This is a genomic window from Ornithinibacillus scapharcae TW25 (assembly GCF_000190475.1).
Lineage (GTDB): Bacteria > Bacillota > Bacilli > Bacillales > Amphibacillaceae > Ornithinibacillus > Ornithinibacillus scapharcae.
This window is the reverse complement of sequence record NZ_AEWH01000020.1, coordinates 17,468-38,551: the sequence shown is the minus strand read 5'-3', so window position 1 is coordinate 38,551 and position 21,084 is coordinate 17,468. Positions and strand designations below refer to the sequence as shown.

Below are 21,084 nucleotides of genomic sequence, written 5' to 3'. Positions count from 1 at the left end.
TGGTAAGAGCATATTTATTTTGAACAAAGCGAGGAACCATCATTGAAAATAAAGGAAGTAATTGTTGTGGAAGGGAAAGATGATACAACAAGAATAAAATTAGCTGTAGATGCGGATACGATTGAAACAAATGGTTCTGCCATTAACCAAAAAACGTTACAGCAAATCAAGCATGCCCAAGAAAAACGTGGAGTCATCATTTTTACGGACCCTGATTATCCGGGTGAACGTATTAGACATATAATTGATCAAGCAGTTCCTGGTTGTAAGCATGCATTTTTAACAAAGGATAAAGCTCGTGCAAAGCATCCAAGAAATAAAAGCTTAGGTATTGAACATGCATCCGTAGAAGCTATTCAACAGGCATTACAGGACGTTTATGAGCTAGTAGAGATAGAACAGTCTGAAGTAAATCAAGAGGACTTAATTTACCATCAATTGATTGGAGGACCAAGTGCCAGTAAAAAGCGAGAGAGACTTGGTGAGTTACTACAAATTGGTCATACTAATGGTAAACAACTATTGAAGCGATTAACGATGTTCCAAATTTCGAAAGCCCAATTTGAAGAGGCAATGCTAAAGATAGAGCAGGAGGACATCCATGGATAAAAGGTATATTGCAACACCTATTCGAACAAAGGAAATTTTAGATAAATATCATTTTACATTCAAAAAAAGCTTAGGACAGAATTTCCTAATTGATGTGAATGTATTAAAAAACATTATCGGACATGCTGGTATTGATAAAACTACTGGTACAATTGAAATAGGACCAGGTATTGGTGCTCTAACTGAACAACTTGCCATCCATTCCGATCAAGTTGTAGCGTTTGAGATTGACCAACGTTTGTTACCAATTTTACAGGATACGTTATCGGACTTTGAAAATATTAACGTGATTCACGAGGATATTTTAAAAGCAGATGTTCAGCAGGTTATTGAGGCGAATTTTAAGGAAAACCAGCCGATACATATCGTTGCTAATCTCCCGTACTATATTACAACACCAATTTTAATGAAGCTGCTACGGGAACGTTTGCCTGTTGATAGTATTACGGTAATGATTCAAAAGGAAGTTGCGGACCGTATGGCAGCGAAGCCAAATACAAAGAGTTATGGTTCACTCACGATTGCTGTTCAATATTATACAGAAGCAAAAGTAGTCATGAACGTACCTAAAACGGTTTTCATGCCGCAACCGAATGTTGATTCTAGCATCTTACGATTAGTATCTCGAAGTGAGCCACCAGTTCAGGTGGAAGATGAAGATTATTTCTTTACACTCGTTCAAGCTTGTTTTGCTCAAAGAAGAAAAACGTTACGTAATAACCTATCCAGTCATTTTAAAGATGTTATAAATAAAGACACCATTAATCATGTTCTGGAGTCAATCGGAATTGATGGGACAAGACGTGGTGAATCATTAGATATGCAGGAATTTAGTATCCTGGCAAATGCTTTTTACAAACTTCAGCATCAATAAAAGGGATGCCCATTTATTTGGGCATCCCTTTAACGTTTCTAAAAGCACGAATCAGGCGCATTACTCATAGTCTATAGTGGAGATTTGCTTTCATTATTGTGAAGGCTGTGAGGTGGCTATATGGAGCGAAGAGCAGTAGGAGAACTAGTAACGAGGAAATCTTATAAGCACGATTTATTATTTCGGATATCATCGATCAAGCAAGAAAGGGCAATATTACATGGTGAAGATATACGGTTAGAGGCCGATGCCCCTTTGCTTGATCTAGTAAAGGCAGAAGAACGAGAACTAGAAAAACGTAGACAAAAAGGGAAAGAGCAAGAAGAGTTTTCCTATCGTTTATTCCGGCAAGACTATCAACTGATGAAAGAAAAACGTGATTATCAGTCGACAGATGGGTATCATTATGCAGATTATTTTCAATTACCTGCTAAGGTGCTCCACTTAGACGGTGATCAAATATATTTAAGAAAATGCATAGCGCTGTACCAGAGGCTAGGATTACAGGTGCATGGCGTTCATTTACAAGAGAAAGAAATGCCTTATCATATCCAGGAGCTTATTGAAAAGATACAACCTGATATTATTGTGATTACAGGACATGACTCTTTTTCCAAAAGCAAAGGGAGTAAGCATGATATACGAGCATATCGACATTCCCAATACTTTGCCGAAACTGTAAGAGAGGCTAGGAAGGTTACCCCACATCTTGATCAACTTGTCATTTTTGCAGGGGCATGTCAATCTCATTTTGAATCCTTAATACGTGCAGGAGCCAATTTTGCAAGTTCCCCACACCGAATTAATATACATGCGCTAGACCCTGTCTATATTGCAGCAAAAATAGCCTATACACCTTTTATGGAGAAGGTGAATGTGTGGGATGCACTACGGAATACCATGACAGGCGAAAAAGGAATGGGTGGTGTGGAGACGAGAGGACTTCTCCGAACGGGATTGCCGTATTTGGCGGATGACGATTTTGAATTGAGTGATGATGAAGTGTTAGGGGAATAAATAGATATATTAATTGGAACATGAGCCAAAGAAAGGGCTTATGTTTTTCTTTTTTAAAAAAATATACATATTTTATCTACATTTTGCCATAATAAGACCAATAGTTGAAATTTACTTGTTGACACGAAAAAACATATCTTGTTATAATATAATATTTTATTTGACTTTTAAACAAGCATATGGTATATTATAACTACAGTGAGGTGGAGTGTATTGGCTAAAACATTAACCGAAATTAAGCAAGGTCTTGAAGGTCAAGTTGGTAAACGATTAACGTTGAAGGCTAACGGTGGCAGAAGGAAGACGATAGAAAGAACGGGAATCTTGGCAGAAACATATCCTTCTGTATTTATCGTTGAACTGGACCAAGAAGAGAATGCTTTCGAGCGTGTTTCATACAGCTATGCAGACGTACTTACGGAAACAGTAGAATTAAACTTTAATGATGAACAAACAAAAGCTATGTTAATGGATCAGTAACCTAAATGGTTTACTGATCTTTATTTTTGTTTATAATTATTTGATAATTTAAATAATAATGCAGGGGGATCATGATGGGCATAATAGAGAATGGAACAATGCAGGAGCTTTGGGGAGAGATTGAAGAAAAACTGAAGGCAAACTCACAGCCGTATGCTGAAATGAGAGGACTCTATGAAATACAGATTATAGATGAGGAGCTAACCTACCAACTAGCTTTTAAGGATGGTGGCCTCTCGATTACCAATCAAAGTAATCAACAAGCAGATTGTATCTTGAAAATGAAAAGTGCAACGTTTCGTAAGTTCTTGTCCGGTAACTTAAATAGTATGTCTGCCTTTATGACTGGTAAGTTAAAGGTTGATGGAAATATTGGGTTAGCATTAAAACTTGAAAGTGTGTTAAAGAAATACCAGTTTTAACGATATTTCCCTTCTTTACCTAGACATTACTTGATTATAATGTCATGTCTTGCTGATACTAAAAATGTCGTAAGAAGTTATAACAGGAAAGGGGTTGTTCTTTCGTGGGGAGACGTAAAGGTATTATGTCTGACCAACTGAAAGAAGAAATAGCAAAAGAGTTAGGCTTTTACGACACGGTCCAAAAAGAGGGCTGGGGCGGAATTAAGGCAAGGGATGCTGGGAATATGGTGAAACGTGCAATTGAAATAGCCGAGCAAAATATGCAGAGCAGATCATAACCGATCTGCTCTTTTTAGTTCTGTAAGATGTTCACAAACATTGTATGTTACTAGTCGCGTCCTGTTTTTATTTGTGTTACAATTTCCATACATGAAAAAAGTAGGTGACGGAGATGACTCATTTTGAAAAGGCACCTGCTAAAATCAACCTTTCTCTTGATGTTCTAGGAAAACGAGATGATGGTTATCATGATGTGGAAATGATTATGACGACGGTTGATTTAGCAGACCGAATTGAGTTAAATACCTTGGAGGAAGACAGAGTAGAGGTTACGCTGTGGAGTAGGTATGTACCAAATGATGAGCGGAATTTGGCATATAAAGCAGCAAGGTTATTTAAACAAAAGTATAATATAAAAAAAGGGGTCCATATCAAGATTGATAAGGTCATACCGGTATCGGCTGGGTTAGGTGGAGGAAGCACGGATGCGGCAGCAGTACTACGGGGACTAAATCAATTGTGGAATATGAATGTGCCAATCGATGAGTTAGCTTCACTCGGCGCAACACTCGGATCGGATATTCCATTTTGTGTGTATGGCTCTACAGGAATTGCAAAAGGCTTCGGTGAAATTGTTGAAAAGTTACCCTCCCCACCACCGTTTTGGGTAATATTGGCTAAACCAGATATCGGCGTATCCACCAAGACTATTTTCCAGAGAGTGCACATGAATGAAATCATCCACCCGAATACAGAGGGTGTCATACAAGCACTACATGAGAAGAACTTTGACATGCTTTGTAATCATATTGGTAACTCTTTAGAGGCAATTACGACATCTCTTCATCCAGAAGTGCTATACATCAAAGAAAAGATGAGACAAGCTGGTGCTTCGGGTGTTTTAATGAGTGGAAGTGGTCCGACTGTGTATGGTCTAGTAGAGCAACAGTCGAAAGCGCAAAGAATCTACAATAGCATGAAAGGCTTCTGTCAGGAAGTTTTTATCGTCCGATTAATCGGCTAAGAACTTGCTAAATACAAATAATGGTGATAAGTTTAGATAAAATAATTCGGTTATAGGAGTGAAAACATGAAGAGAAGTGGACGTTTAGTCGCTATGACGAACTTTTTCCTAGAGAACCCCAGAGTTCATAAAAACCTACCATCTTTCACGGAGAAGTATCATGCGGCAAAGGCTTCCATTAGTGAGGACTTAGATATTATCGATCAACTCTTCCAAGAAGAGGGGCTAGGCTATTTAAAACGTACTGCTGGCTCAGCAGGAGGCGTGATGTATATTCCAGAATCCGCATACGAGAAAAGTGTCCGATTTGTTGACCAACTGTGTGAACGGCTTAAGGACCCAAATCGCATTCTTCCAGGTGGATACTTATATATGAGCGATATACTAGGAGAGCCACATACAGTTCGTGAAATAGGAAGAATATTTGCTTCGAAGTTTTCTGACATGGACATCGATGTTGTTGTAACAGTCGCTACAAAGGGTATCCCACTTGCTTATGCAGTTGCTTCATTTTTAAATGTTCCGGTTGTAATTGTACGAAGGGATCCGAAAGTTACAGAAGGTTCTTCAGTCAGTATTAACTATGTATCAGGGTCTTCAAAAAAAATCCAAACAATGGTTTTACCAAAGCGAAGTCTAGCAGAGGGTTCCAATGTCTGCATTATAGATGACTTTATGAAGGCTGGTGGGACAGTTAACGGAATGGTTAGCTTGTTAAAGGAATTTGATGCAAATGTAAAAGCAATAGGTGTTCTTGCTGAAGCGGATGATGAAGAAGAAGACCGAATTGTAGACACGTATACTTCATTAGTTAAAATCACAAACGTAGATCTAAAAGAAAATATTATTTCGGTTCAACATGGTAATTTTAATAAAACTATAAGATAAGACATTCTCATTGGAGGACGTCTTATTTTTTTGTGGAAATCCTAGTGCAACAGGCTCTATTGCCGGAGTAATAGAAAAAGAATTATCGGTGAAAAGAGACCGAATGCAAATTTTTCTAACTTTTTTTGTAAATTATTAAACTTTTTTCAAATATAAGCAGGAGTTTTTAATTATTTGTAGAATTTAAATAATAACTCATAAGAAAAAAGGTGGTGAATCAGCATGGAAGTAACTGACGTTAGATTACGCCGTGTAAATACGGAAGGTAGAATGCGTGCTATCGCATCTATTACGTTAGATCAGGAATTTGTCGTTCATGATATCCGCGTTATTGACGGAAATAATGGATTATTCGTGGCAATGCCATCTAAACGAACTCCTGATGGTGAATTCAGAGATATCGCACATCCGATAAACTCTAGTACTAGAGCTAAGATCCAAGATGCAGTATTAGAAGAGTATCGCCGTGCGGGTGAGGAAGTGGAATTTGAGGAAGCGGGAGCGTCCTAAAATGAAACCCTTTACAACTAGAGGTCTAATCTCCTACAGATTAGCCTTCTTTTTTTGTTCTACCAAAAACCCCTATTAAAAACCCACATTATATACCACTCTATTGGTTGAAATCAACAGTTATTTAAGATATAGTCAAAATGGATATTTATTAGATTCCATATGATATAAATTACTACGATCTTAACTAATGGAGGGTATCCTCATGACAAAGAGATATGCAATCATACTTGCGGCGGGCCAAGGTACTAGAATGAAGTCAAAACTTTACAAAGTACTTCATCCAGTTTTAGGCAAACCAATGGTACAGCACGTGCTAGAACAAGTTAAAGCAATAGGTTTAGAAGATGTGATAACGGTAGTTGGATTCGGTTCTGACAAAGTTAAAGACCATCTTGGAAATAATACAAAATTTGTCCTACAAGAAGAGCAGCTAGGAACGGGCCATGCTGTAATACAGGCAGAAGAGCTATTAAAGGACAAAAAAGGTACTACAATTGTAGTCTGTGGAGACACACCGTTAATTACGAAAGAAACATTTGAACAGTTATGTGAGCACCATGAAAAAACAGGCTCAAAAGCAACTATCTTAACAGCTAAAGCCCCTAATCCGTTTGGTTATGGAAGGGTTATTCGTAATGAGCGCAATGAAGTAAAACGAATTGTAGAACAAAAGGATGCAAATCCAGATGAACTATTAGTGGATGAAATTAATACTGGTACGTACTGCTTTGATAATGAAGCATTATTTGAGGCATTAAAGAGTGTATCCAATGATAATTCCCAAGGCGAATATTACCTCACAGATGTTATCGAGATTATGAAAAACAAATCGGAAATGGTTAGTGCTTATTTAATTCCTAATTTCGATGAGACATTGGGTGTTAATGACCGAGTTGCATTAGCTCAAGCTGAGAAAACAATGAAGTTACGCATTAATGAACAACATATGCGAAACGGAGTAACCATTATGGACCCTGATAATACGTATATCCATAGTGATGTCGTGATAGAACCTGATGTTGTGATTTATCCTGGATCCATTATCGGGGGAAATTCAATCATCCGGAGCAATGCAATTATTGGACCAAATAGTGAAATTCAAAACTGTGAAGTAGGCGAAGATTCCGTTGTGAAGCAAAGTGTTGCAACAGATAGTAAAATTGGCAAGCGTGTCAATGTAGGGCCTTTTGCACATATACGTCCTGATGCAATCATCGGTGATGAGGCAAAAATTGGTAACTTTGTGGAAATAAAGAAAGCTGAATTAGGCAATGGCACAAAAGTTTCACATTTAAGTTATATTGGAGATGCTAAAGTAGGAAGTAATGTTAATATAGGTTGTGGTACAATTACAGTGAACTATGATGGAAAAAATAAATACCTAACCACAATTGAAGATGATGCGTTTATTGGCTGTAATTCAAATTTGATTGCTCCTGTAACAATTGGTAAAGGCTCTTATGTTGCTGCAGGTTCGACTATTACAAAGGATGTACCTACTGATGCTTTGTCTGTTGCGCGAGCAAGACAATCAAATAAGGAAGGCTATGCATCCAAGCTCAAAAATAGATTAAAAGATAAAGAATAACGGAGGTCTAATTCATGTCTCAATACCAGAATTCTAACATGAAGGTTTTTTCACTAAATTCGAACCGAAAGCTAGCAGAGGAAATCGCAAGTCATATAGGACTTTCACTGGGGAAATGTACGGTAACAACATTCAGTGATGGTGAAATTCAAATCAATATTGAAGAGAGTGTACGTGGCTCTGATGTATATGTTGTTCAATCTACAAGTTCGCCGGTAAACCAACATCTAATGGAACTCTTAATTATGCTAGATGCTTTAAAACGTGCATCGGCTAAGACGATTAATGTTGTGATGCCATATTATGGTTACGCAAGACAAGATCGTAAAGCTCGTGCTAGAGAGCCCATTACTGCAAAGCTTGTGGCAGACTTAATTGAAACAGCGGGTGCGGACCGTGTTATCACATTAGATCTTCATGCTCCACAAATTCAAGGCTTCTTTGATGGTCCAATTGACCATTTACAAGGCGTTCCACTTCTATCCGATTACTTTGAGAAAAAGAATATAGAAGATATCATTATTGTTTCACCTGACCATGGTGGTGTAACAAGAGCTAGAAAAATGGCTGATCGATTGAAGGCACCGATTGGCATCATCGATAAAAGACGCCCACGTCCAAATGTGGCAGAGGTCATGAATATTATCGGTAATATTGAAGGGAAAACAGCAATACTCATTGATGATATTATCGACACGGCTGGAACCATTACCTTAGCAGCTAATGCGCTTATCGAAAATGGCGCAAAAGAGGTATATGCTTGCTGTACGCATCCAGTTTTATCGGGACCAGCAATTGAACGAATTCAGAACTCCAAAATTAAAGAATTAGTTATTACGAATTCTATTCCACTTCCTGAGGACAAGCTGATTGATAAAATTACCCAGCTGTCGGTGGCACCTTTAATTGGTGAAGCAATTATTCGTGTGCACGAAGAACAATCTGTAAGTATTTTATTTGATTAATCTTTTATGTTTAATCAAGCTGTTTTAAGGGGAACATACACTAGTGTAATGGTTTAGATAAAATTTCATATACGAGAAAGTTGTCACAACTATTGGATGATACTTGGAAGGATGATAACAATGGCAGTAACCTTACAGGCATTGAAACGAGAAGATCATGCAAAATCGACAACGAAGCAACTCAGACAAGGTGGACAAGTACCTGCAGTAGTCTACGGAAGAGATAAAGAGTCTAAATCGATATCAGTAGATAGTATGGAACTACTTAAAACAGTAAGAGATGAAGGAAGAAATGCAATCATCTCTCTTCAAGTTCAAGATGAATCACCAGTAAATGTAATGCTACACGATTATCAAAAAGATGATGTAAAGGATCATGTTATACATGCAGACTTTTACATTATAAATATGTCAGAGGAAATGGATACTGCGGTGCCAGTCCGGTTAGTTGGAGACCCAGTTAATGGTGTTGTTCAGCAGCCTTTATTTGAAGTAACCGTTAGAGCGACTCCTGCGAATATTCCAAACGATATATCCGTTGATATTTCGAAAAAAAGCATCGGTGATATCATAACAGTTGCAGAAATTGGTAATGCCAATTCCTATCAGATAGTGGATGACCCTGAAACGGTTGTTGCAAGTGTATTAGCACCTAATACAAATGCTGATATGGCTGGACAGGAAGAGACATCCGAAGAGCCAAAATTTACTGGTGAAGCACAGTCTGAAGCAAACGCAGATTAGTATTTCAATAACCTATGAATAAGCCCTCCATATAAGTTTATTATAATGGAGGGATTATTCTATTTATGTGATTGCATATCATACATATTGGATTAGAAGGCAATATTTTAGAGATAGATCAATATAATGGATAAAGGAAGAAATGACATGAAATGTATTGTAGGTTTAGGTAACCCGGGGAAGAAATATCAATCCACTCGCCATAACATTGGATTCATGGTTATTGACGAATTATTATCCCGACATAATTTAAAGCTTGATAAAGATAAATTTAAAGGGAAATATACCATTGCAACCATTCATGGCGAGAAGGTCTTACTATTGGAACCACAAACTTATATGAATCTCTCAGGTGAAAGCTTAAGGCCTTTAATGGACTATTATGATGTAGCAGTAGAAGATGTATTAGTTGTCTATGATGAATTAGATTTGCCAACAGGTAAAATCAGACTACGTCAGAAGGGTGGTCATGGTGGTCATAACGGTATCCGTTCGATCATTACGCATCTTGGAACGAAGGATTTTAAGCGAATTCGACTAGGAGTGGGACGTCCTACATCTTCTATTCCGGTTGTAGACTATGTGCTTGGGGACTTTGCCAAAGCGGAACAAGAATTAGTTCAAGAAAGTATAGCAAAGGCAGCCGATGCTTGTGAAAATTGGCTTGAAAAATCCTTTGATAAAGTTATGAATGATTTTAATGCTTAATAGCATAAGATAACTTACTAGTAGTTGTATAAAAAAGCACTTTTCGGATAAACCTATTGAATAACAATTCAAGTTTTATTCGAGGAGGTTTTTCTATGTCTATTGTCTATAAATGTAGACACTGTGGGCATGTGATTGGTGAAATAAATGAGCAGGTAGTCGATACATCTATACTAGGTTGGAATAAGTTATCGGATAAGGAAAAAAGAGAAATGATTCATTATAAAGCAAATGGGGATGTACAAATACAGGCAATCTGTGAAAACTGTGAAGCTTCACTTGGACATCATCCTGAATACCATGAATTAGATTATTTCATACAGTAATTAGCATAGAGCTTTGGTTATATAGACCAAGGCGTTTTTGCGCTTATTCTATTAGATGTTAGAAAGCTAGTACTAGGTACAGGCTTTCTTGGACTTTGATGGAAAAGTCATAATGGGGGTTTAAATGTGAAAGGATTCAATCAATACTTAGAATCAAAAAAAGATGTACAGTCTATCATAGATGGGGCAGAAGGCGGTCTACAGGAGCAACTTGTTGCCGGTTTATCTGGATCAGCAAAAAGTATGCTAGTCTCCGCAATCAAGGCATCGACTAAGCGCCCAATTCTGCTTGTTACCTATCAATTAGTTCAAGCTCAACAATTATATGATGACTTAACCGTTTTATTAGATGAAGAACAGGTGCATCTCTATCCTGTTAATGAGCTCATTGCTTCGGAGATAGCCATCTCAAGTCCTGAATTACGAAGCAGTAGAATCGATGCGTTAACAAAGTGGTCCAGTCAGAAATCTGGAATTCTAATTGCGCCAGTCGCTGCATTAAAACGAATCTTACCTCCGATTGATTATTGGAGTAAATATCAGCTTAGTTTTCAAGAAGGCAAGGAAATAGAGATAGACTCCTATTTACATTCGTTAGTAGATATGGGGTATGAACATGCTTCCATGGTAACGACACCAGGTGAATTTAGTAAACGTGGGGGAATTATTGATATATATCCGGTTACAGAACCACACCCGATAAGAATCGAACTATTCGATGATGAAGTAGATTCTATCCGTTATTTCGATGCGGATTCTCAGCGTTCATTAGATCGATTAAAGGGAGTTACCGTTGGACCTGCAACAGAATTATTATTATCCAATGAAGACATTCTAGTAGGTGCCAATCGATTAGAGGAAGCTTTGTCTACTACGTTGAAGAAGTTAAAAACACCGGAAGCGAAGGAAATGCTTGTAGAAGCAATTGAACCAGATATTGCACGGATGAAAAATTTAGAACACTATCAGGAGATGCAAAAATACATTGGGTTTTTCTATGATAAACCTGCTAGTTTATTAGATTACTTACCTCAAGATGGATTAATTATCTTAGATGAGATGAGTAGGATTCAGGAAACGGCTACTAATCTAGATCATGAAGAAGCGGAATGGTACAGCAGTTTATTAGAGGTAAATAAAATGGTGGCGGGAAGTAGATTTTCTTTAGATTGGCATTCGGTCTGGGAAAATATGAATCAACCTCGTATCTATTTGTCAGTTTTTTTACGGCATATCCCAAACACTAATCCACAAAATATTGTTAATCTATCGTCCCGAGCAATGCAGGAATTTCATGGCCAAATGCATTTGTTCAAAAATGAGTTAAAGCGGTGGACAAAAGGTGATTATTCAGTAGTTATTGCCGTTCCTAATAAAAGTAGAGCCGAGAAGGTACATTCTATATTGGCTGATTACGAAATTGAAGCAGCTGTAACGGAAGAACTAACTTTACCTGTAGAGGTACCAACTGTATTTGTAGCTAACCTAACAAGTGGTATTGAATTACCAATGCATAAGCTTGCTGTCATAACAGAAAGTGAATTATTTAAAAAGCGGACGAAACGTTCCAGGAAGAAACAGAATATCTCAAATGCAGAGCGAATTCAAAACTACCAAGAGTTAAAGGTAGGCGACTATGTCGTTCATACAAATCATGGTATAGGTCGTTATTTAGGAATTGAAACACTCGAGGTTCAAGGGAAACATAAAGACTATATGTTAGTCAAATACTCAGGTGATGATAAATTATTCGTACCAATTGATCAAATTGATTTAGTGAAGAAATACGTCGGTTCAGAAGGAAAGGAACCAAAGCTATACAAACTTGGTGGAAGTGAATGGACGAAGGTTAAACGAAAAGTCCAAAGTTCTGTTGAAGATATTGCCGATGATTTAATTAAATTGTATGCAGAACGCCAATCCCGAAAAGGATTTGCATTTTCACCAGACGGAGAAATGCAGCGAGAGTTTGATGCATCTTTCCCATATCAGGAGACAGAGGATCAGCTTCGTTGTATAGAAGAGATAAAACAAGATATGGAAAATATTAGACCAATGGATCGCTTACTTTGTGGGGATGTTGGTTATGGAAAGACTGAGGTGGCCATCCGTGCGGCCTTCAAGGCAGTTGCTGATGGGAAGCAGGTTGCTATCCTTGTTCCAACAACTATTCTTGCCCAGCAACATTATGAAACAATACGGGAACGATTCCAAGATTATCCGATAAACATCGGTTTATTAAGTAGGTTTAGAACACCAAAGCAACAAAAGGAAACGATAGATGGATTGAAACGTGGGTTAGTGGACGTCGTTATCGGAACACATCGTCTTCTTTCAACAGATATCGAGTATAAGGACCTTGGGTTACTAATTGTAGATGAGGAGCAGCGCTTCGGGGTCAAACACAAAGAAAAAATCAAACAAATGAAGACAAATATAGATGTCTTAACGTTAACAGCTACACCAATCCCACGGACCCTGCATATGTCTATGTTGGGTGTTCGTGATTTATCGGTTATTGAGACACCTCCCGAAAATCGCTTTCCAATTCAGACATATGTATTAGAATACAATCCTGTGCTGATCCGGGAAGCAATTGAGAGAGAAATGGCACGTGAGGGACAAGTGTTTTTCTTATATAATCGCGTGGAGAATATCGATAAAATGGCAAGAGATATTGGAATGTTAGTTCCAGAAGCCCGGGTAGCCTTCGCTCATGGACAAATGAATGAATCAGAATTAGAAAATGTCATGTTTGGTTTCTTAGAAGGTGAGTTTGATGTTCTAGTCAGCACAACCATCATTGAGACAGGGGTCGACATACCCAATGTAAACACGCTTATAGTTTATGATGCCGATCGCATGGGACTTTCACAGTTGTATCAATTAAGAGGTCGTGTCGGGCGCTCCAATCGAGTTGCTTATGCGTATTTTACGTATAAGAAAGATAAGGTCCTGACAGAAGTCGCCGAAAAGAGATTACAAGCAATTAAAGAATTTACGGAGTTAGGCTCTGGATTTAAAATCGCGATGCGTGATTTATCTATCCGTGGTGCTGGTAACCTACTAGGTGCACAGCAGCATGGCTTTATTGATTCAGTTGGATTTGATATGTATAACCAAATGCTACAAGAAGCCATAGAGGCAAAGAAACAAGGGAAAGAGATTGAAGACATCAAACCATTTGATCCGGAGTTGAATTTAGTAATTGATGCCTATATCCCTGATTCTTATATAGAAGATGAACGACAAAAAATAGATATGTACAAACAGTTTCAAACGATCACATCTAAGGATGATATCCGTGAATTACAAGATGAGTTGTTAGATCGCTTTGGTGATTTCCCGACGGAGGTAGAGAATTTATTTATCGTATCCGAGCTACGTTGGCTTTCTAAAAAGGAAAGAATTGAATCCATAACGGAAACGAAACAAAAAATTGAGTTACTACTTTCAGAAGATAGAAGTCAGCTTGTCGATGGAGCGAAAGTATTTGAGCTTGCCAATGAATTTGGAAGAGAATTCATGCTTGGCACGGAACAGAACAAATTGAAGGTCATTTACCGATACTCTAGGGATTCTAAGCATAAACGGTACGATGCTATCAAAGAGTTTATTGAAAAAATGGATAATATTAATCGAGAAGTACAATAAATGGTATTTCATGTATAGTTCTTCCAAGATGATTTATACTACTAAAACACAACTGGTGTTCAACATATAGATAAATCTGGAAAGTTGTGTAAATACTTAGGTTTGGAATGAACGTGATTCCAAGTCCCAACTTATCACTACACCATTCGAGTGACATAATAGGCTTAGCTTCTAACTTTGGCACCAAAAATCATCATAAGAAAGCGAGGCTTCATGGTATGAAGGCAACAGGAATTGTACGACGGATTGATGATTTAGGTAGAGTAGTCATCCCGAAAGAAATCAGAAGAACATTACGAATCCGAGAAGGGGATCCACTAGAGATTTTTATTGACCGTGAAGGAGAAGTTATTCTAAAGAAGTATTCTCCAATTAACGAGCTAGGAAACTTCGCTACAGAGTATGCGCAGGCGCTGTTTGATTCGCTCCATAATCCGGTATTTATCTGTGACCGTGATGAGATAATAGCGGTAGCCGGAGAATCAAAAAAAGATTACTTAAATAAAAACATTGGATCTAAAATTGAAAAAGCAATTGAGAGTAGAACGCAAACTTTGGAAACAGAAGCAAGCACGATAGAGATACTATCGGGTCAGGAAGAAGAAATTAATTCATATTGTTTGAGTACGATAATTGCGAATGGTGACCCAATTGGTTGTGTTGTCATGATATCAAGAGATGGTGAAAAACTTAGTGAAGTGGAAAATAAGGCATTAGAAACAGCTGCAAGCTTTTTAGCGAAGCAAATGGAATAAAGTAAGTAGGGTAAAAATTAGTTCACTTAGCTAATTTTTACCTTTTTTTATACAAGGAAAAGATGAATGGGGATATCGTATCCAATGGAGTGGTCTCTTATTGTGGTATAATGAAATGAAATTTTAAAGAAGAATACCGATAGAGGAAGTTACATATATGGAAACAAGTAAGTTTGTTAAGGGAGCTCTCATTCTGACCTTTTCAGGTTTGATTGGTAAGCTGCTTAGTGCAGGTTATCGTATTCCCTTACAAAATCTAACGGGGGATATAGGTTTTTATATTTATCAACAGGTATACCCAATATTAGGAATTGCCGGAGTGTTAGCCTTATATGGATTTCCGAGTGCAATATCTAAGTTAACAGCTGAAAGGGAAGGAATATCTACGAAACAATTCATTATTCCTATCGTATTGTTATTAATGGGGATTTGTGGCCTACTTTCTTTATTTCTATTTGTGAATGCGGAAAATTTGGCGATGTTTGTTGGCGATGAACGATTAATCTCGGCATATCAGATTTCAAGTTTCATTCTATTGCTGATTCCTTTCTCTGCCCTGCTAAGGGGAATTTACCAAGGTAATTCGAATATGGCTCCAACGGCATATTCTCAATTAGGAGAACAACTTATTAGAGTTCTTATCATTATTGCCGCGGCAATTATAGTCACACGTTTCGGATATGATGTCTATCTGATTGGAAATTTTGCGGCAATAGCATCTTTTATGGGCATTCTTACCGGAATCATCATCCTACTTCTTTTCCTAGGAAAACACAGACCAATAATGGTACAACAAACAACGATACCATGGAAATATTATTGGAAGACTATTCTAGTGTTTGGGTTAGTAGGATCATTGAGTCACATGATCCTATTGATTATTCAGTTTGCAGATTCCTTCACAGTCGTACCAGCACTTATTGAATATGGGTACTCTCAGCGTGAAGCAATGGAAGCGAAAGGGATATTTGATCGAGGACAACCTTTGTTACAAATAGGAGCGGTGCTTGGTTCTTCATTTGGATTGGCTTTGATACCTAGTATTGCCAAAGCAAGGGTATTCAGGGATTCCTCTGAAATCCAGAAGGAAGTATCTAGTTCATTAAAGGTTAGTTTCTATTTAGCTTGGGCAGCTACGATAGGTTTAATCGTACTCTTTCCAGAAGTAAATCGGTTACTGTACCAAGATAATAAAGGGGATGAAGCTTTAACATTCCTCATGATTGCAGTTTTGCTTAGTTCCCTCGTCATTACGACGAGTTCCATCTTACAGGGTATCGGATATTTGAAGTGGACAGCATACTTTATTATCGGAGCATTTATGATCAAATGGCTGTTAAATTTACTATTAGTACCACGTTACGGTATTTTGGGCAGTTCCATTAGTACCATTTTAAGCTTATTGTTTCTTTTTGTCTTAACTATCATGATGGTTAAAAGGGTTTATTCTAAGAAGAGGCTCATCATGATCAATAGAAAGGCGTTTATTCTTGCAAGTATAGGGATGATTACATTTCTACTTCTAGTATGTAGAATTTTCCCTTCCGATACCTATTCAAGATTCCCATTACTAATTTATGTTCTATTCAATTCTATTATCGGAGCAGGAATATATTTAACGTTATTATTCCGCTTCGGTGCATTTACCAATAAAGAAATTAGCCTTTTACCATTTGGCTCAAAATGGCTACAACGATATAGGAGGTCTCGTTAATATGAAGCAAATTGAAGTTATTGGACTCGGTGCTGGCGACATCGAACAATTACCACTTGGCATTTATCGGAGATTAATAAAACATCCGGATGTCGTATACGCCCGTACTTTGGATCATCCCGTCATTTCTACCTTGCAAGAAGAAGGTGTACGATTTTCTTCCTTCGATGAGTATTATGAGGAAGAATCTGAATTTGAATCGGTTTATCATCGGATTGTCGATGAATTGTTAGTAAAGTCGCAGCAAGCATCGATTATTTATGCTGTACCTGGACATCCAATGCTCGCAGAAAAGACAGTTCAGCTATTACTAGAACAGAAAGATGTGGATGTGAAAATACTTGGTGGGCAAAGTTATTTAGATGCATTATTTGCTACTTTAAAGATTGATCCCATTGATGGTTTTCAATTTGTAGATGGGACAGGCTTTAAAAGAAGTCAGCTTGATTACCGTAACCATATCATCTTTTGTCAGGTGTACGACCGGTTTATTGCTTCTGAAGTGAAGTTAGCTTTATTAGAGGATTTGCCTCCCGATTACCCTGTAACGATAGTAGATGCGGCGGGTAGTGAGCTGGAGAAGGTGATCACTTGTCCATTAGAAGAATTAGATCATTCCATGGAAGTAAGTAATCTGACAAGCTTGTATATACCACCTGCACCAGATGAATTGCTAACCCATACATTCCAAAAATTAAGAGAAGTAATCGCAACATTAAGAGGACCAAACGGTTGTCCTTGGGATAAGGACCAAACTCACGAATCGTTAAGAGAGTATGCAATTGAAGAGGTTTATGAGTTAATCGATGCGATTAATAATCAAGATGATGATGGAATAATTGAAGAACTTGGCGATGTTCTACTTCAAATTATGCTACATAGCCAAATAGGTGAAGATAATGGTTATTTCACAATAGATGATGTTATTCGAACGATAACAGAGAAAATGATTTTTAGACATCCCCATGTTTTCTCAGACACTTCTGTTTCCTCAGTAGATGATGTATTAAGTAATTGGGAAGCATTGAAGAAGAAAGAGAAAGAAGAGCGGACTTCATTGTTAGATGGTATACCAAGTGGACTGCCATCACTTCTAAAAGCATTTAAGTTACAGAAGAAAGCTGCCAAGGTTGGTTTTGATTGGGACCAAGCTGAGGATATTTGGGCAAAATTAGATGAAGAACTAGAGGAAGTACGAGATGCAATAAACTCCAAGGATGAAACGGAGATAGAAAAGGAATTTGGTGATATATTATTTGTGCTAGTGAATCTAGCAAGATATTATAAAGTAAATCCAGAGAATGCTTTGTTACTAACGAATCAGAAGTTCTTCCGTCGGTTCACGTACATTGAGGATCAATTAAAAGAAAAAGGAATAGATATTTTGCAATCCAATTTGGAAGAAATGGATTATTATTGGAATCAAGCAAAGGAAAGAGAGTGATTAGTGATGCGTTTAGATAAATTTTTGAAAGTATCCCGGTTAATTAAAAGACGTACCCTCGCAAAGGAGGTTGCAGATCAAGGCCGAATTACGATTAATGGTAATCAGGCAAAGGCTTCAACTGTTGTTGCGGTTGGAGACACATTGCAAATTAGATTTGGCCAAAAACTTGTAACCGTAGAGGTAACATCTTTAAAGGAAACTGTCCGAAAAGAAGAAGCAAGTATGCTATATAAAATAGTAAAAGAAGAAAAAATCGAAAGCGAATAGTTCTATACTTGTCCCTCCTTTCATAAATTATTACGGATAAGGAGGAAGCGGATATGAACTATTATGAAAAAGAAAATAGTACAAGAGTCGTACAACAGGATCATCAGTTAAAATTAAATAATCGTAGACTTCTAGAGATAACAGGAGTAAAAGAAGTCGATAGTTTTGATAACGAAGAGTTTTTACTAGAAACCGTTATGGGTTATCTCATTATTCGAGGTCAAAATCTCCAGTTGAAAAACCTTGATGTTGGCGAAGGTGTTGTTTCGATTAAAGGTAAGATATATGAGGTATCCTACGTTGACGAACATCACCAGGAGAAGGCTAAAGGCTTCTTTAGCAAGCTATTCCGATGACACTAAGTGTCCAATTTTTAACAATGGTCTCCATGATCGCGGGAGGCCTTTATCTTGGCATGGCACTAGACACCTTTCGCCGGTTTCAAAAGCACTGGAAGCGTAATGTTATCCTAGTGTATGTGATGGAGGTTTTCTTTTGGCTCACCCAAGTTTTCATTCTTTATTATGTTTTATTCCGAATAAATGCTGGTGAGTTACGTTTTTATGTATTTGCAGCTTGTTTACTAGGTTTTTCAGCGTATCAAGTATTTGCAAAAAACCTTTATAAACGCCTATTAGAGAGAGTCATTTTTATTATTGCTAGCATCTATAAGTTTCTATACCGATTAGTAAAAGCAATCATTTTTACACCTATAAAATATATTACGCAACTTTTAGTAGCGGTGATCATTTTCCTCTTTAATACCACCTTACTGGTAGTTGGTTTTGTTCTGAAGTGTGTCTATTTTCCATTGAAATGGATATTTATTAGGATATATCGCCTATTACCAAAAAAATGAAAGTATTTTTACACCATTTAGCAGGATTTTATAGTAAAATACAGAATATATGTAGAAAGTACTGGAGGTATATCTCATCTAAGAGGAGGTGACGCTATGCAGGATAAAAATGTAACAAAATTGAACTCAAACTATATGAACCAATATGATGCATACATAGAAAGACAAAAGCGAAAAAAACAGCGTCTTATTCGTCGTCTAGTCCTGTTCGCCACTGTGGCTGTACTCTTGATTGGGGGCATGGCGGTATACCACTTTAACCAACGAGTATTACACGCTGAAAAGGTAGAAGAATATGAGACTTTACAAGAAGACCTAGCCAACCTAGAAAAAGAAGAAGATAAATATAAAGAGGAAATAAGTTTACTGAATGACGAAGAGTATATTTTAGAAATTGCTCGGACAAAATACTTCCTCTCTAAAGAAGGTGAACTTATTTTTAAAACACCAGAAGATAACACGTCTTATTGACACACTTTCAAAGCCTTCGCTATAATATATAAGTAAAGTATTATTGTAGGTGGAAATTTTCCATTCTACATGCATACAACTATGGCATTCGAAACGAATACCTAGTTTTCTAAAATTCTTAAGGAGGAGCATTTTTTTTATGTCAATTGAAGTAGGCAGCAAGCTGCAAGGAAAGGTAACCGGTATCACTAATTTTGGTGCATTTGTCGAGCTTGGCGGAGGAACAACAGGGCTTGTCCATATCAGTGAGGTTGCCGACAATTATGTCAAAGACATTAATGAACATCTTTCTGTAGGAGATCAAGTAGAGGTTAAAGTTATTAATGTCGAAAAGGATGGCAAAATTGGTTTATCAATTAAAAAAGCGAAGGAAAAGCCAGTTCGCCAGAATCCAAGAGAACGTACGGAAACATTTGAAGCGAAAATGAATCGTTTTCTTAAAGATTCTGAAGACCGTTTATCCTCTTTGAAAAAGCACACGGAATCTAAACGTGGAGGTCGAGGTGCTAGAAGGGGGTAGCAGACGCTGTCTACCGGATAATGCTCTAAGTTTATTTCATATACTTGAATCTTAAACAGCTACTTACAAAAGTGGCTGTTTTTTTATTGGAAGAGGCGAAAGGAAGCAAAAGTGATTTTCTATAAAGGAAAGCAGCCCTAACGGTATTTGATAATGGAAGTAAAACTAAAAAAGCTTGTTATCTATTTAGATAACAAGCTTTTGTTTGATAGCGGCGGAGGGGATCGAACCCACGACCTCACGGGTATGAACCGTACGCTCTCGCCAGCTGAGCTACGCCGCCATATGAATATAAAATTGGTTGACGATATTCAGTCAACAAAAATCATCATACAATATAAGCTCTTTTGTGTCAATATCTTTAAATAAAAAGGGTATTTTCTGAATTATGTTGAATTATATAATGGATAATCATGAGAGGGAAGGTGTATCTATGGAATTAGGACACGAAGTATTATTTACACAGCTTGAAACGTATAGAAAGGAATTATTAAATCTAGTAGAGGATGTCAGCGAAGAAGAGGCAGAAATAATACCAAACGGTTTTAAAAACAATATTAGATGGAATTTAGGACATATCTATCTAGATCAATACTTATGGATAGAAGCAGTTACGAAAGAAAAAACAGCTGTGGATCCTGGCTTTGCAAAATGGTTTGGATATGGAACTAGCCCAAAAGACTTTACGGAGGAAACACCGACATTAGCAGAGCTTAAGACATTACTCGCCAATCAGCCGTTAGAGATAAAAGAAAGCTATGCAGACCGATTAACGGAGATGTTTCCCCCAACGGAAATGGGAATGAGAACTATCGAACAAGTACTAGTAAGGACTATTTTTCATGAGGGTCTACATTTGGCAGCAATTCTATACTTAAAACGTTTTATCCATAGTTAGGTTGAGAAAAACCATTCTCTAAATTTCATATTTTTTATTTCTTGTACTCCGACGTACTATGACAAAAAGAATAAATAATCATAAGGATTATGACGAAAACCCAACCACATCCTAGATAT

The 21,084-nt window shown here is 37.4% G+C and carries 24 protein-coding genes and 1 tRNA gene; 24 read left to right on the top strand and 1 reads right to left on the bottom strand.

The window, feature by feature from the left end; translation table 11 throughout:
* The first annotated feature begins 42 nt into the window (after positions 1–42).
* From rnmV to G5W_RS0105380, 23 genes are all read left to right on the top strand, one after another.
* Entirely contained in the window at positions 43–609 is a 567-nt protein-coding gene (rnmV, locus tag G5W_RS0105490; protein ID WP_010094889.1) for a ribonuclease M5, read from the top strand.
* A complete protein-coding gene (gene rsmA, locus G5W_RS0105485; protein WP_010094887.1) occupies positions 602–1,483 on the top strand; it encodes a 16S rRNA (adenine(1518)-N(6)/adenine(1519)-N(6))-dimethyltransferase RsmA in 882 nt (293 codons plus the stop codon). The genes rnmV and rsmA overlap by 8 nt, the downstream gene beginning before the upstream one ends.
* Positions 1,484–1,603: 120 nt before the next feature.
* Positions 1,604–2,500 carry a sporulation peptidase YabG gene (gene yabG, locus G5W_RS0105480; protein WP_010094885.1) on the top strand — a complete coding sequence of 299 codons (897 nt, stop codon included), beginning with the start codon at positions 1,604–1,606 and terminating at the stop codon, positions 2,498–2,500.
* A gap of 213 nt (positions 2,501–2,713) precedes the next feature.
* Entirely contained in the window at positions 2,714–2,980 is a 267-nt protein-coding gene (gene veg, locus G5W_RS0105475; RefSeq protein WP_010094883.1) for a biofilm formation stimulator Veg, read from the top strand.
* A gap of 74 nt (positions 2,981–3,054) precedes the next feature.
* Entirely contained in the window at positions 3,055–3,402 is a 348-nt protein-coding gene (locus G5W_RS0105470; protein WP_010094881.1) for an SCP2 sterol-binding domain-containing protein, read from the top strand.
* 104 nt (positions 3,403–3,506) lie between these two features.
* On the top strand, positions 3,507–3,683 hold the full coding sequence (locus G5W_RS0105465; protein ID WP_010094880.1) for a small, acid-soluble spore protein, alpha/beta type: 177 nt from the start codon (positions 3,507–3,509) through the stop codon (positions 3,681–3,683).
* 113 nt (positions 3,684–3,796) lie between these two features.
* Positions 3,797–4,648: a 4-(cytidine 5'-diphospho)-2-C-methyl-D-erythritol kinase gene (gene ispE / locus G5W_RS0105460; RefSeq protein ID WP_010094879.1), complete on the top strand. Its 852-nt coding sequence runs from the start codon at positions 3,797–3,799 to the stop codon at positions 4,646–4,648.
* A gap of 66 nt (positions 4,649–4,714) precedes the next feature.
* The gene (gene purR / locus G5W_RS0105455; RefSeq protein ID WP_010094878.1) at positions 4,715–5,536 is read left to right on the top strand and encodes a pur operon repressor; all 822 of its coding nucleotides are present in this window, start codon (positions 4,715–4,717) and stop codon (positions 5,534–5,536) included.
* Between the two features lie 222 nt (positions 5,537–5,758).
* Positions 5,759–6,046: a septation regulator SpoVG gene (gene spoVG / locus G5W_RS0105450; protein ID WP_010094877.1), complete on the top strand. Its 288-nt coding sequence runs from the start codon at positions 5,759–5,761 to the stop codon at positions 6,044–6,046.
* 205 nt (positions 6,047–6,251) lie between these two features.
* Complete coding sequence (glmU, locus tag G5W_RS0105445) at positions 6,252–7,637, top strand: bifunctional UDP-N-acetylglucosamine diphosphorylase/glucosamine-1-phosphate N-acetyltransferase GlmU (protein WP_010094876.1); 1,386 nt, start codon at positions 6,252–6,254, stop codon at positions 7,635–7,637.
* 14 nt (positions 7,638–7,651) lie between these two features.
* Positions 7,652–8,602 (top strand): ribose-phosphate diphosphokinase, encoded by a 951-nt coding sequence (locus tag G5W_RS0105440; RefSeq protein WP_010094874.1) that lies wholly within the window; start codon positions 7,652–7,654, stop codon positions 8,600–8,602.
* Between the two features lie 120 nt (positions 8,603–8,722).
* Positions 8,723–9,346: a 50S ribosomal protein L25/general stress protein Ctc gene (locus G5W_RS0105435; protein ID WP_010094872.1), complete on the top strand. Its 624-nt coding sequence runs from the start codon at positions 8,723–8,725 to the stop codon at positions 9,344–9,346.
* 147 nt (positions 9,347–9,493) lie between these two features.
* On the top strand, positions 9,494–10,054 hold the full coding sequence (gene pth / locus G5W_RS0105430; RefSeq protein WP_010094870.1) for an aminoacyl-tRNA hydrolase: 561 nt from the start codon (positions 9,494–9,496) through the stop codon (positions 10,052–10,054).
* Positions 10,055–10,149: 95 nt separating this feature from the next.
* Complete coding sequence (locus tag G5W_RS0105425) at positions 10,150–10,380, top strand: anti-sigma-F factor Fin (RefSeq protein ID WP_010094868.1); 231 nt, start codon at positions 10,150–10,152, stop codon at positions 10,378–10,380.
* Positions 10,381–10,506: 126 nt separating this feature from the next.
* Positions 10,507–14,034 (top strand): transcription-repair coupling factor, encoded by a 3,528-nt coding sequence (mfd, locus tag G5W_RS0105420; protein WP_010094866.1) that lies wholly within the window; start codon positions 10,507–10,509, stop codon positions 14,032–14,034.
* 218 nt (positions 14,035–14,252) lie between these two features.
* Positions 14,253–14,789 (top strand): stage V sporulation protein T, encoded by a 537-nt coding sequence (spoVT, locus tag G5W_RS0105415; RefSeq protein WP_010094864.1) that lies wholly within the window; start codon positions 14,253–14,255, stop codon positions 14,787–14,789.
* 157 nt (positions 14,790–14,946) lie between these two features.
* Positions 14,947–16,503 carry a putative polysaccharide biosynthesis protein gene (locus G5W_RS0105410; protein ID WP_010094862.1) on the top strand — a complete coding sequence of 519 codons (1,557 nt, stop codon included), beginning with the start codon at positions 14,947–14,949 and terminating at the stop codon, positions 16,501–16,503.
* 1 nt (position 16,504) lies between these two features.
* Positions 16,505–17,947 carry a bifunctional methyltransferase/pyrophosphohydrolase YabN gene (gene yabN / locus G5W_RS0105405; protein ID WP_010094860.1) on the top strand — a complete coding sequence of 481 codons (1,443 nt, stop codon included), beginning with the start codon at positions 16,505–16,507 and terminating at the stop codon, positions 17,945–17,947.
* Positions 17,948–17,953: 6 nt separating this feature from the next.
* A complete protein-coding gene (locus tag G5W_RS0105400) occupies positions 17,954–18,217 on the top strand; it encodes an RNA-binding S4 domain-containing protein (RefSeq protein WP_010094859.1) in 264 nt (87 codons plus the stop codon).
* A 53-nt stretch (positions 18,218–18,270) separates the two neighbouring features.
* Positions 18,271–18,573, top strand: a complete 303-nt coding sequence (gene yabP, locus G5W_RS0105395; protein WP_010094857.1) for a sporulation protein YabP — start codon at positions 18,271–18,273, stop codon at positions 18,571–18,573.
* A 59-nt stretch (positions 18,574–18,632) separates the two neighbouring features.
* A complete protein-coding gene (gene yabQ / locus G5W_RS22005) occupies positions 18,633–19,076 on the top strand; it encodes a spore cortex biosynthesis protein YabQ (protein ID WP_010094855.1) in 444 nt (147 codons plus the stop codon).
* Positions 19,077–19,172: 96 nt separating this feature from the next.
* Entirely contained in the window at positions 19,173–19,547 is a 375-nt protein-coding gene (locus G5W_RS0105385; protein WP_010094853.1) for an FtsB family cell division protein, read from the top strand.
* A 139-nt stretch (positions 19,548–19,686) separates the two neighbouring features.
* Positions 19,687–20,067 carry a S1 domain-containing RNA-binding protein gene (locus tag G5W_RS0105380; protein ID WP_010094851.1) on the top strand — a complete coding sequence of 127 codons (381 nt, stop codon included), beginning with the start codon at positions 19,687–19,689 and terminating at the stop codon, positions 20,065–20,067.
* 209 nt (positions 20,068–20,276) lie between these two features.
* Here the strand turns inward: G5W_RS0105380 and G5W_RS0105375 are convergent.
* Positions 20,277–20,350: transfer RNA gene (locus G5W_RS0105375), tRNA-Met, on the bottom strand.
* Positions 20,351–20,500: 150 nt separating this feature from the next.
* On the opposite strand from G5W_RS0105375, the gene G5W_RS0105370 reads away from it, so the two are divergent.
* Positions 20,501–20,965, top strand: a complete 465-nt coding sequence (locus tag G5W_RS0105370; protein ID WP_029191022.1) for a DinB family protein — start codon at positions 20,501–20,503, stop codon at positions 20,963–20,965.
* The last annotated feature ends 119 nt before the right edge of the window (positions 20,966–21,084 follow it).